Here is an 11,650-nt window from a genome sequence, read left to right on the forward strand (position 1 = left end):
TGTCGGCGACCGACAGGTCCTGCAACTGAAGGATCTTCTCCACGAGGTGCTCTCCTAACGGTGATCGGCTACTTCCGGGAGCTGTCCCAGAAGGTCTGAGGGCCCTCGACCGCAGGCTCGGATCCGGGGAACGCCGGACCGGCAACTGTGGGCTGGGGTTTCGCTGCGCGCTTGTCGGTCGGCGCTGAGCGGCGGGTCAATGGGGCAGAAGGTGGATACCCGGGCTGGCGAGCCCTGGCAGGGAGCTGTCGGGACGGGCGACGGCTTGGAGGGCAAGAAGGACGCCTGCGGTGCCGGTGGCCAAGTCCATGGACAGGCGGTGAAGCTGGTCGCCGGGAAAAGCGATGCCATCGCGGTACGGGACGGCATGCCAGGCCAGCAGCCGGACGTGGCGGGCCAGTGAGGTACGTGCCTGGGAGTCGCCGGGGTGCTGGGCGAGGAGGGCGATCATGCTTGCCCGGCCGTTGAACAGCGTGCTCTGGACGACGAAGTGGGCCTGCGCCGCGAGGAGGGTGCCCCCGAGTGCGGTAGCGAAGCGCTCGTCGTGCCGATGGCGCAGGAAGTGCCGCAGAACCAGGGCGATGCCGCCGCTGCCGACACTGAGGTAGGGCAGCAGTCGAGTGCCGTCATGGAGATTGACCGCGCCTTCATTGTCGGTTTGGCAGTGGTCGAGGTCGCTGCTGAGGGCACGGTGGGCCAGGTCGAGGTAGGCGTCGTCGCGAGTGTCCTCGAACAGGTGAAGGAGGAGCAAGGCCGCTCCGGTGGGGCCGTGCATCAGGCCGGCGCGTGCTGCAGAGGGCTGAACGGCATCGTCGGGGGCTTGGATTGCGGCGGCGACGCGGTCGACGACCGCCTGAAGAGGGGCACGCAGTGCGGTTTCGCCGGTGGCGCGAAGGAAATGACGCAGGGTCAATCCAATGCCCGCCAGCCCGTCGTGGAGCTCGGTCGCACAGGTGGTGGAGTCTGTGGCCGCACCGGCGCGTTCCAGGATGTCGAGGGCTTGATCGGTACGGCCCAGGATGTGCAGGGTAAGGGCCGCCCCGTGCAGACCACCGTACAGGCCCGGACGGGGGTCGGTGCTGCGGCGGGTGGCCTGCCACAGCCATTCGGTGTGCTCCGGGTCGACGTCGTGGCCCGTGCCGGCGAGCGCGTAGAGGACGCCCGCGGCGCCGTGGGCGAGGGTGTAGCCGCCGTCGCGCAGTGCTGCGGGGTCTCCGGGAAAGAGCCGGTCGGTCCGCTCAGGGGTTGCGCTGGCCGTGATCGCCCGCACGAGCGCTGCCTGCAAGTCGCCCATCGCGGCCGAATCCGGATCGGCTGCCGCCCGCGTGAACATTTCGGTCAGTGGAGGGCCGGTACGGACTGGCGTGCCAGGCCGGGTCAGCCCGCGCCGGATCCCGTTGACCAGTTCGGCGGGCACTGGAAAGAGCTCAGCGAGGGCTGAGGTGAGGCTGTCGGCCTTGGTGGGATCCAGGTCCAGCAGCATGGTCAGCGGAAGGAACAGGGCAAGGCGCAGGCTGTCCAGGGCGTAGTGATCGCGGGCGATCCCAGCTCCGGCGTGGGGGGAGAAGTAGCCGGGGCAGGCGATCTCGGGGGCGCGTTCCAGGCCCGGGCGGTAGGCGACCTCGAAGTCGACCAGTGCGATCCGGCCGTCGGGGCGCAGCAGCACGTTGCCGGGATGCAGGTCCGCGAAGGCGAAGCCGCGCTGGTGGATGGTGTCGATGGCACGCTGCAATTGGTCGAGGATGTCGAGGACCTGGGCGGTGTACTGGGCAATCGCGGCCGGGCTGGGGTTGGCCCGAGTGAGCGGGTTCTGGCGGGCCATGAAGGTTTGCAGGGTGTCGCCCTCGATGTATTCCTGAGCCAGGAACTGGTGCTCCCAGACCGAGAATTCGTCCAGCAGGTCAGGGACGAAGTCGAGGTCGGCCAGGCTCTTCAGGACGCGGGCTTCGTTCTTGAGTCGGGCGACCGCGTCGATCCCGGATCCGTCCAGGCCGGCCATGGGGCGGGCCTCGCGCAGAACGAGCGATGCACCGGTCCGCTCGTCGCGAGCCAGGTAGATACCGCCGCCGTTGGAGAAGTGCAGAGCTCGTTCGACGGTGTAGGGCAGGTCGTGGCCGGCGCCGGCCACAGCACGGGCCTGGATCTGCTCGGTGATGAAGTCAGGTGGCTCGACCCAGCGGGGCAGTTGGAAGGAGGGCGCACGAAGGTCGGGGACCAGCACCCCGTCGGGCCGGGTGACGGCCGGCACGCGTTGGCCGTCTGCTGTGATGCAGTACCGCTCACGGAATGCTCCGTAGCGGACGTAGAGGGGGCCATCGCGCCAGCGCAGGTCACTGAGAATGTAGGGACCACGGCGACCGGCCACCCGGGGCGTGAGATCCTCCAAGAGGCGCCGCAGTTCCCGCTCATCCTGCGGGTAGACGGTGATGAGCTTGCCGCTGCTGCCGCGCCGAGCGTACTTGCTGTCACTGAGCAGGTGAGCGCCCCGGCTGGGCAGGAACTTGTAGGCGATGCGGTGTTCCGTGCAGTACGCGCCGACTGTCTCGATGAGAGGTTCGGCGTCGCCCGGAGTCGCCGAGACGTGGACCTTCCAGCCCTGGTCGGGCAGCCGGACGCCGTCGGGGGTCAGATAGACCCAGGAACTGCTCTCGTCGCGACGCCAACCAGCCGGGACCGGGCGGCCCGCGGCAGCAAAGCGGCCGCGGCCGGACGTGCCAGCGGGGTGATCGTAGAAATGCGGATCAGCTCCTGCGTACGCATGATGAATGCCTATCACTGATTTCACCTCCGGGTCCGGACGGCATCTGGGCGGGCGCGAAGCTCGGGCCGGGATCGGCGATACGGGCGAGCGGCGCGTAGTACTGGTCGTCCACGAACCTCTGGCCGAGGGCATCCCGTAGGTGAACTGCGTCGGGTGTGGTGGGGCAGGAGGAGTCCGGTAGAGATCTCGTGCCAAGGGTGAACACAGAAGCGCTCAACCTCGCTGCCCGGTCCGATGATTGTGGCAACCATCGCTGCCGACGGTCGTCGGTAGAACTACCTAATCAGCTACCAGTCCACCGGGATTCCGCACCTCCGCCCCCGCTGAGGCAGAACGCGGAGCCGGTCGGCACAGGGGCCAGCCGGAGCAGACGCGGCCAGCCAGGGTCAGGGTATGGCCGGTCTCGCAGTCGCTCGACTGGCGGCCGACCTGTCCGACCTTCGTCGGGGTCGTTCTGGCCACCCGAAACCTGACGGCGGCGCCGTCCAGTGCGAACTCGTGAGCGCCGTACGCGGCGCCCTCCGCCTCGGGTACGGGTCGCGAGCAGGCGAACTCGCCCGGGTCGTATACCAACGCCTTCGCTGCGAGAAGGTCACTGTGGGCCGGGACGTCACGCTTCGTCGTCACTCCTTCATCCTGCCGCTGTCACCTGCCGAGCCCCGGAGCGGGCGCAGGAGCTCCCGGGCCCCGGCCCGTACGGTGTCCCAGTCGGTGTCGCACGCTCGGCCCCACGCCCGCTGCAACCAGGTCTCCCGATCCTGCTGCTCGTGGCGCAGATGGCGCAGGTCGATGTGGACGCCGGGCGGTGGTCCGGCTGCCTCCAACTCCGTGATGCGCTGCTCCATGACGGCCAGCAGCCCGCGGTCGAGTTCCCTCACCGCGGCGACGAACGAGGCTGTCGGCAAAGTCACCCGACCCTTCGCGGGAGCGGTGAACTCGATCCCGCCGCCGGGTTCGTGCTGCCAGCTGACGGTCACCACATCCTCGCCGTCGGCCACCGTCCGCCACCAGCGGAGCTCGGGCGGATACCGCAAGTGCCCCATGTCCAGGTAGTGCTGGCTGTGCCAGTCGGCTGCCTCCTCGGCCTCCGACGTGTCGGCCGAGGCCCAGTGCGTTTCGTCACCGGACACGAACGCGACCAGATCCTCCGGCACCGGCTCCATCACCCTCGGAACCATTTCGAGGATGTCCTCCCAGAACCGGACCACGAAGTAGTCGACATACGGGCTCGCCGCACGGCCGCCCGGTTCGCCGTCCGGCGGATGCGGTGCGCGGTCCACATAGCGGAGCAGCTCGTGGCCGCCCACATCGATGCAGTACCAGCCGTCGGTCAGTGCGAACCAGCTCAGGCAGGGGCTCTCGCCGACACCGCCCCAGGGTTGGATCTCCTCCACCGGCAGCAGGCCGAACCTGAAATTGATCACCGGCCCAGTGTGGCAGAGCTCCAGCAGGCCTCCGTGGGGCGCGTCGGCGTCCTGTGCTGCGCGGGATGGCAGACTCCGAAGTAGTGCTCGGGTCGGCGGTTGCGATGCTGATCGACGTGTTGCAACGTGCCGATGTCAGCGGGCCGTTCGGGCCCTGCCCGGCCTCCGGCCCACTCGACACGGTCGACATCCCCGCCCCGCTCGGAGGGATCACCCTCACCCCTGCTCGGGGCCCGGTCCCGTACCAGTCCGGCTACCGCCGGCACAGCAACGACGGGCACCGGCTGGTGGGCTGGCCGGACGAGTGGGTGGTCATCGCCGATCACTCGGGAGATTCGTTCGTCGCCGACACGGCGGCGCCGGGCCCCCGAGTCGGCATTGCGATGCACGGCACGGGCTCGTGGAGGCCATTCTGGGTTGCGCCCACGGTGGCCGAGTTCGTCCTGCTGCTGGCCTGCTTCACTCAGGCCTACGTCGTGGAGTACCTCAGCCGTCCCGATGACGCCGAGGACGAGGGCGATGACGAAAGCTGGCCCCCGCTTATCACGCCCGGGTCGCCGCACTCCTCCGAGACCGCACACCCGCAGTCGGCCGAATGTGAGGGAGCCGGCTTCATCGAGTTGCACAGGGCGGCGCGTCAGCCGCCTGAGATCATTCCCGCAGCCAGAACCCGGGCGCCCCCAACCCGTGGGACTCAGCCGCCCGCGATAATCGCGTCCCGCCCATCAGTCCTTCACCATTCGCACGATGTCGGCCATTTCACGCTGCCGACCCACGCGGTAGGTCCCCGGGACAATCGCCAGGCCGCCGTGTTCCGGGTGCAGCAGTATCGCGGTAGATCCTTCTGGGACGGTGAGGGTGCCCAGCGTCAGGCTGGTGGTGGACGGTGCGGCCACGTCCCACATGATCGGACCGTCGCCGTGCAGGGAGTGCGTGTTGCCGCCGTTCTCGCCCCGCACGACGGCGACTCCGGCCTCCGAAACGGCGGTGGTGGCCCCCGCCGTGGTGACGCGGAGGATGGACACGTCGCCCTGGCAGGCGGCGCGGGTGACGACGGGGAGTGCGGCGTCGTGGTCGAGGTGATCGAGGACCTCGACGTCGAAGCGGGTGCTGGCGTCTCGCAGGATCATGCCGGTGTTCCCTGTCTCGTGTCGGGCTGTCACAACTGCCGGGTGGAGTTGCGAGTTGTCGCTCGGCGCTACCGTCGGACCTCCAGGTCACGGTAGGCAGCCACAGGCCAGTCGAATGTCCAGGCGGCCGCGTGGACGGGGTCGTTGATGCTGGCGGGTACGGTCAGACCGAACCTGCGGCGCATCCCGTCGCGTTCAACGCTTCCGTTGGTGCACAGCAGTACCCGCACGGGTTCGTCGTAGATCGCTCCGGGGACGTCGTACAGGGCGAGAGTGTGTCCCGGGTTGCCGGGGTCGGGGACGGTCTCGCCGATCTGGGTGAGGCCTGCTTCTGCGGTGAACTGGTCCCAGCCGAGGCGTTCGATGGCGCAGCGGCGGATTTCGGCGTTGGGTTCGGTGAGGATCCGCCGGGTGTCCCAGCCGGTTTCGACCAGGTCGGCGGGGACGCGGGTGCCGTGCCAGGCATGGACGGCGAAGCCGTCGGGGTAGGTGAGTGCCGGTCCGGTCTCGTGGTGCAGGCGGTCCTCGCGGTCGCGGTGGAGGGTGGTGGGGCGTTCGGTGAGGACGGCGGTGTGTCGCATGGCCCACCACCAGCCCGCGTTGCGGGCCACGTCCATGAGGCCGGTGACGGGTTCGATTCCGGTGGCTCCGAGGCTTGCGACCGCGTCGTAGTAGGCGAACGTGGCGGCTTCATGTTGTCCGAACCGCGCCTTCTCGACCTGGGGCCTGGCCCGGTCCTCGACCCGGGACCTGACCTCGGCCCTGACGCTGTTCCAGACCTGGTTCGCGACCTGGTCACCGACCTGGGACTTGACCCGGGTCCCGACATGGATCTGGACATGGTCGTGGACCTGGTCCTCGACCCGGGACCTGGCCTTGGAATCGGTCTGGCCCCAGACCTGCCACATGAGATGGCCCTCGGCCTGGTCCTCGACCTGGTACCAGGTCGAGTCCGAGCTGAGTTGGGGCCCGACCTGGAACCTGACCTGGGACCTGACGTAGGCCTTGAGTTGCTCCTCGACCTGGGCTCCGACCTGGCCTGCGACCTGGACTTGGTCGCAGGCCTCGAGACGGGCCCATGCCTGCGCCCACGCATCCGCCCAGACCTGGCCCTCGACGTGGCCCTCGACCTGCGTCCAGGCCTGCGTTTCGACCTTGGATTCGACCTGGGACAGCATCCACGATCCCATGCACCCGGCCAGCGGGCTGTCGAGCCATACGAAGATCTTCGGGGGTTCCAGCCCGGCCGCCTCGTATGCCGCACGCATGCCGGCTTCGGCTGCGGGACGGTCGGCCGGCCGGGTGGACAGGCCGTGTTGGATCCATTCGTCGCGGATGGTCGGGAGGATGGCTTCCTGTTCGGGGGTGAGTTCGGTAATGCGGGGTACGTGAGCTGGGCGGTCGAGGGGAGCCCGGGAGCGCCTGTTGCTACGAAGGCGAGCGAAAACGGTGATGAACACGCTGGCGGACAGCACTCCACCGCCCCACGCCACCCACGCGGCGAGGTGATTCAGCGGGTCCGGCATCTCAACCCCCGGCCGTGCGAGCGCAGCGGTCCCGTGCGCCGTTCGGTGACCCCGGAGGTCCGCTGGAGGACTCCGACGCCGGGCCGATCAAGAAGCAGAGGATCTGCCCCTGATCGGCGTGGTACGTCGCGTCCCGGCTCTGCATCAAGACCGACCCGAGGAGCCCGGCCGGCCGGCCGAGGCCCAGCCCCCAGCCGCTGCTGGCCCGGCGGTGCCGGTCGGCCACCAGGTGACTGCTGACGACCGCCCCAAATTCCTCGCAGGTGTTCACCCGGTTCATCCACACTCCTGCCTGGCACGAGGGGAGGCAGACCTCACCTCAGCGCCCCACGGGGAATGTTCTCAGAGGCCGCGCGCACGGGACATCGGTACAACTACCTAATCGCTGTGTGATTCGGTGCGGCTGCCGGATCGGGCGACGACTTCCGGTCGGAGGGGTGGCCGGTGTCTTTCAGGCGGCACAGCTGCAGGTCGCCGTCCGCTCCCTCGCTGCGGGAAGACGCTGGACCTGAGCCGGCCGATCGCCGTGGTGATGAACGCGGTGCTGCACTTCATCCCGGACGACCAGCGGCCGGACCGCATCGTGCATGCCTACCTGGACCAGGCCGCGCCGGGCAGCTACCTGGCGCTGACGCACGCCGCGCCGGACCCGACCCACCCGGACGAGCAGAACGCCGTGCTCGCCGACTACCAGAAGACCACCGGCGTGCCGTTCACCAACCGCACCCCCGAGCAGATCGCGGCCTGGCTCGACGGCCTCCAGATCCAGCCGCCCGGGTTGGTGCCGATCGACGTGTGGCGTCCGGCGCCCGAGACCGAGGGGGAGCCGATGCTGCTGACGTATGGCGTGCTGGCTCGGAAGCCGATCGACGGCTGACGGACTGACTCAGACAGTCACCTCGGCTGACCGTGCCCGAACCTGCTGGAGGGTCTCGTCGGCGCTTCCCGCCAGGCCCAGCCCTCGGTGAGGGCGGCGCCGGCGGTGCGGCATTCGCCGTGGAACGTGGCGTATCCGCCACCGCCCGGCAGCATGAAGTGCACCTTGAACGCGCTTCGCTCCAAGTTGGTGGTCCCGTGGAACTGAGTGGCCATGAAGTCCGCACGCGCGAACCGGCAGTCACTGAGGTCGAAGTCGATCAGAGTGGCGGCGGAAAGGTTGAGATCGACTCCGTCCCAGAACTGTTCGCGCGGCGGGGAATCCGGCGCCGCCCCGGGGTCGTGAGGGCGGAGGTGGTCGGTGAGGATCTGCTGCGCAGTCCGCCGCAGCCTCAGTTCGACCTCCTGCTCCGCGGTGAGCGCGGCTTCATCGCCGACCTCGAACGCCAGCGGCGCCCTCAGGAATCCGCAGACTGCGTCCACGATTCTGGCCCGCCGGTCGGTGCGGGTCTGGCCGAGCGCGTCGAGCACGTGCAGTCCGGACAGCCGCACCGCTGGGTCGGCGTCGGCAAGCTGGTGGGCGTAGGGCGCCACGGACTCGTCCGTCACCAGCCGGCCCGGCCCGTTGTCCTCGGGACGCAGCACCCAGCCGAAGGGCCATTCCTGAGGGCTGAACGACTCTTCCGCGTCGTCGACTTCCGAAGCATCGTCTTCCTCGGCGACAGTGTCCGCGGTCGCGCCGGTCAGATCCACACTCGGCTGGTCGAGATGGACCTGATCGCCGAACCAGGCGTCGCCGAACTCCGCATCCGCCCCGAACCGTGCCTTCCAGAACCAGGCCGGACCGTGGAATCGCGTGCCGTGAAAGGACACCCGATCCCGGAAGCAGGTGCCGTCGCTGCCCTCGTACCAGGTCTGGTAGTCCTCTTGAAGCACGGCGCTCGGCCAGTCGGGATCGGCCTCGTTCGGCTCGCGCCAGGGGATCTGCACGCCGAACGGATCCGGCTTGTCAGAGGGCAGACCGCCGTCCTCGTCGAACTCTTCGAATCGGGAGTCGTCCTCCTGGACGGGCTCCTCACCACGGCCGAACCAGGCCAGATTGTCGAACCGGGCGCCGACGAAGCTGGCCGGGGAGTGGAATCGTGCCAGCCCGAAGTGGGCGTCTCCGCCGAACCTGACGTCGGCGAACGACGCCTCGCCTTCGAACACGGCCCGCGCGAAGATCGCGTCGTCGCGGAAGTGAGCGCCGTCGAAGACGCAGCGGCCGCGGAAGTGGGCGTCCGCAAAGACAGTCGGACCGAAGGAGCAGCCGCTGAAGTCGACGTCCGGCAATACGGCGCCTTCCAGGGCGAAGGCGAGGTGGTCTCCGCCCCGCGCCAGCGCGACAAGAAGCGCGACAGCACTGTCGACAGCTTCCACAACCGTGCCGCACAGGTAACGGCACACGGCGTCGGCGGCAGGCTGGCGCAGCGCGGGATGTGCCTGGGCGAGCATCTCAAGCTCCTGCAAGCCGGCGTGGTGTGCGTCGGCGTCCGGTCCCGCCAAGCAGTCGGCTATCCGCTGAAACTCCCCGGAGGCGTCCGGTTCCGTCGGTGATCCCATGCCGTCAGACCCTAGCGGTGCTTTGTTGACGGCGGGTCAGTGCCATAGTAGGCCGGTAGCAGAGGAACGTCGCCTCGCTGCCCTGGGGCTTGTGATGACCCGTCGTGTTCCGTGTCGCCCGCTCCGGGCCGCTGACCGCCCTGGCCGGCACCGAGCCCGTGGTCGGTGCCCAGCACGCCTCGGTACAGCGGCTGCAGTTCTCCCTGTCCGAGTCGACATGGGACCACGAGCGGGTCAACACCCGCCTGGTCGAACTGCTGCTGACCGACCCGCGACCGCGCCCCACCCCGGCGCGGTGCTCGTGATCGACGACTCCGGACAACGGCATCGTGACGGTGACCACCTGCTGGGCCGACGAGAACCTCTACTACCCGCTGCACGCCGTGCCCTAAAGCCCCGCCCACCACTCCCCGACCAGCAAGAAGGACCCCGGCTTCCGCACGAAGCTGAAGATCGCCGCCGAACGGGTGTGTCAACTTAACGGCGGATCTACCCTGTTGGATGGTTACTTGATGTCGGTGGGCATGCGGCCTTCGAAGGCGATCGCGAAGGCGTTCAACGGGGCTTTCCAGCGCATAGTCCAGCGCTTGCGGCCGTTGCCGGTCGGGTCCAGCGACATCAGCGCCATGTAGACGCACTTGAGGGCGGCCTGCGGGTTCGGGAAGTGCCCCCGGGCCCGCACGGCCCTGCGGATCCGCGCGTTGACCGACTCGATGGCGTTCGTCGAGCAGATCACCTTGCGGATCTCCACGTCGAACTGGAGGAAGGGCACGAACTCGGCCCAGGCGTCGGACCACAACTTGATCACCGCTGGATACTTGGCGCCCCAGACCTCGCTGAACTCCAGGAACCGCTCGGTGGCCGCGGCCTCGCTCGGCGCGGTGTAGACCGGCCGCAGGGCCTTGGCCATCTTGTCCCAGTCCGCCCGCGACGCGTAGCGGAAGCTGTTGCGCAGGAGATGGACGATGCACGTCTGGACAACCGTGCGAGGCCAGACCGCCGCCACGGCGTCGGGCAGGCCCTTGAGGCCGTCGCAGACCAGCATCAGCACGTCGTCGACGCCGCGGTTCTTCAGCTCGGTGAACACCTGAAGCCAGTGCTTGGCCCCCTCGCCGCCATCCCCGGCCCAGATCCCCAGGATCTCCCGGGTCCCCTCGACCGTGACAGCCAAAGCCACGTAGACAGGCCGGTTGGCGACCTGGTCGCCCCGGACCTTCACGTTGATGGCATCCACGAACACCACCGGGTAGACCGAGTCGAGGGGACGCGACTGCCATTCGGCCATGCCGTCCATCACCTTGTCGGTGATGGTGGAGATGGTCTGCTTGGACACGCTCGCCCCGTAGACCTCGCCCAGGTGGGCGGCGATCTCCCCATGGGTCAGGCCCTTGGCCGACAGCGACAGGACCATTTCGTCCACGCCGGTCAGCCGGCGCTGGCGCTGGCGCACGATCTGCGGCGCGAAGCTGTTCTCCACGTCGCGAGGCACGGCTATCTCGACCGGACCCACATCGGTGAGGACCGTCTTGGAGCGGGTGCCGTTTCGGCTGTTGCCGCCGTCCCGACCGGCCCGGTCGTGCTTCTCGTAGCCCAGGTGATCGGTCATCTCGCCCTCCAGGGCGGACTCCAGCACCCGCTTCGTCAGCTGCTGCAGCAGCCCGCCCTCACCGGTCAACTGCAGACCACCGGCACGAGCCCGGTCCACCAGCATCCCGATCAGCTGGTCGTCCACCGCCCCAGCGGCAGCAGCGTCCACGGTCTCAGTCGTCACGTCAGTCACTGGTGAATCCTCTTCCCCAGGCCAGCCATCCGGCTACCTGGCACGGCGGGTGATCCGCCGTTAATTGGACACTCCCGGCGACAGGCGTGGCAGCCGCACCATTGGCGCGGTGGTGCGCCTCTACCGGCTGATTTCCGGGCCACCATGGTCACACGGTGTTACGTTTGATTGTGGAAGGCTGCTGTTTGGCAGTCGCGGAGTACGAGGCACCCGTGGTGGACAGGGGTCGGCAGGACAGGCATACGCAGCGGGGTCTGGTGGCTCTGACGGCTGTTGCGACTGCCTTGCTGGCTGTGCTGGTTGGGGTCGCGTTCGGAGTGCTGTTCTGGTCGGTCGCCCACATGCGGGGAGCCAATCTTTCGGAACGGCGTTCCGTGGCGGCGGAGAGTCAGGCCAGGTTGGTCGACAACCTCGTCCTCGATGTGGAGACGTACCAGCGTGGCTTCGTCATCTCGCCCTGCGTTCCGCGTAATTCGGGGGCTCTGGAGTCCCTGTCGGGTTGAAGGTGCAGGTCAGCGGGTTGAAGGCTGGTAACGCAGGCAGATTTGCCT

Annotated in this window: 9 protein-coding genes and 1 pseudogene; 3 read left to right on the plus strand and 7 right to left on the minus strand. The window is 68.5% G+C overall.

What is annotated here, in order from left to right; translation table 11 throughout:
- Positions 1 to 196: 196 nt before the first annotated feature.
- Positions 197 to 2,776 (minus strand): class III lanthionine synthetase LanKC, encoded by a 2,580-nt coding sequence (gene lanKC, locus ABH941_RS40630; RefSeq protein ID WP_370138404.1) that lies wholly within the window; start codon positions 2,774 to 2,776, stop codon positions 197 to 199.
- Between lanKC and ABH941_RS40635 the strand changes: the two genes are divergently transcribed.
- Complete coding sequence (locus ABH941_RS40635; protein WP_370138408.1) at positions 2,766 to 2,900, plus strand: hypothetical protein; 135 nt, start codon at positions 2,766 to 2,768, stop codon at positions 2,898 to 2,900. The two genes, lanKC and ABH941_RS40635, sit on opposite strands and share 11 nt — an antisense overlap.
- Before the next feature lie 290 nt (positions 2,901 to 3,190).
- Here the strand turns inward: ABH941_RS40635 and ABH941_RS40640 are convergent.
- From ABH941_RS40640 to ABH941_RS40655, 4 genes and pseudogenes are all read right to left on the minus strand, one after another.
- Positions 3,191 to 3,388 (minus strand): annotated as a pseudogene (locus ABH941_RS40640) (MepB family protein); the annotation flags it as partial.
- The gene (locus ABH941_RS40645; RefSeq protein ID WP_370138411.1) at positions 3,385 to 4,185 is read right to left on the minus strand and encodes a DUF5984 family protein; all 801 of its coding nucleotides are present in this window, start codon (positions 4,183 to 4,185) and stop codon (positions 3,385 to 3,387) included. The pseudogene ABH941_RS40640 and the gene ABH941_RS40645, both read right to left, overlap by 4 nt.
- 725 nt (positions 4,186 to 4,910) lie before the next feature.
- Complete coding sequence (locus ABH941_RS40650; RefSeq protein WP_370138412.1) at positions 4,911 to 5,315, minus strand: hypothetical protein; 405 nt, start codon at positions 5,313 to 5,315, stop codon at positions 4,911 to 4,913.
- Positions 5,316 to 5,383: 68 nt separating this feature from the next.
- Positions 5,384 to 6,583, minus strand: a complete 1,200-nt coding sequence (locus ABH941_RS40655) for a DUF6745 domain-containing protein (RefSeq protein WP_370138415.1) — start codon at positions 6,581 to 6,583, stop codon at positions 5,384 to 5,386.
- Positions 6,584 to 7,238: 655 nt separating this feature from the next.
- Between ABH941_RS40655 and ABH941_RS40660 the strand changes: the two genes are divergently transcribed.
- Entirely contained in the window at positions 7,239 to 7,718 is a 480-nt protein-coding gene (locus ABH941_RS40660; protein ID WP_370138418.1) for an SAM-dependent methyltransferase, read from the plus strand.
- Between the two features lie 17 nt (positions 7,719 to 7,735).
- Here the strand turns inward: ABH941_RS40660 and ABH941_RS40665 are convergent, their stop codons facing one another.
- Positions 7,736 to 9,211 carry a pentapeptide repeat-containing protein gene (locus tag ABH941_RS40665; RefSeq protein WP_370138421.1) on the minus strand — a complete coding sequence of 492 codons (1,476 nt, stop codon included), beginning with the start codon at positions 9,209 to 9,211 and terminating at the stop codon, positions 7,736 to 7,738.
- 212 nt (positions 9,212 to 9,423) lie between these two features.
- Here ABH941_RS40665 and ABH941_RS40670 point away from each other — a divergent pair, with 212 nt between their 5' ends.
- Entirely contained in the window at positions 9,424 to 9,624 is a 201-nt protein-coding gene (locus ABH941_RS40670; protein WP_370138424.1) for a hypothetical protein, read from the plus strand.
- A gap of 200 nt (positions 9,625 to 9,824) precedes the next feature.
- On the opposite strand, the gene ABH941_RS40675 is transcribed toward ABH941_RS40670, so the two are convergent.
- The gene (locus ABH941_RS40675) at positions 9,825 to 11,030 is read right to left on the minus strand and encodes an IS256 family transposase (RefSeq protein ID WP_370138427.1); all 1,206 of its coding nucleotides are present in this window, start codon (positions 11,028 to 11,030) and stop codon (positions 9,825 to 9,827) included.
- Positions 11,031 to 11,650: the final 620 nt, after the last annotated feature.

The sequence above is a fragment of the Streptacidiphilus sp. EB103A genome (genome assembly GCF_041261405.1).
GTDB lineage: Bacteria > Actinomycetota > Actinomycetes > Streptomycetales > Streptomycetaceae > Streptacidiphilus.

Coding starts and splice junctions, on each gene's coding strand:
- ABH941_RS40635 (WP_370138408.1), top strand. CDS start 2,766: ATGCCTATCACTGATTTCACCTCCGGGTCCGGACGGCATCTGGGCGGG.
- ABH941_RS40665 (WP_370138421.1), bottom strand. CDS start 9,211: ATGCTCGCCCAGGCACATCCCGCGCTGCGCCAGCCTGCCGCCGACGCC.
- ABH941_RS40650 (WP_370138412.1), bottom strand. CDS start 5,315: ATGATCCTGCGAGACGCCAGCACCCGCTTCGACGTCGAGGTCCTCGAT.
- ABH941_RS40675 (WP_370138427.1), bottom strand. CDS start 11,030: ATGCTGGTGGACCGGGCTCGTGCCGGTGGTCTGCAGTTGACCGGTGAG.
- ABH941_RS40655 (WP_370138415.1), bottom strand. CDS start 6,583: ATGCGTGCGGCATACGAGGCGGCCGGGCTGGAACCCCCGAAGATCTTC.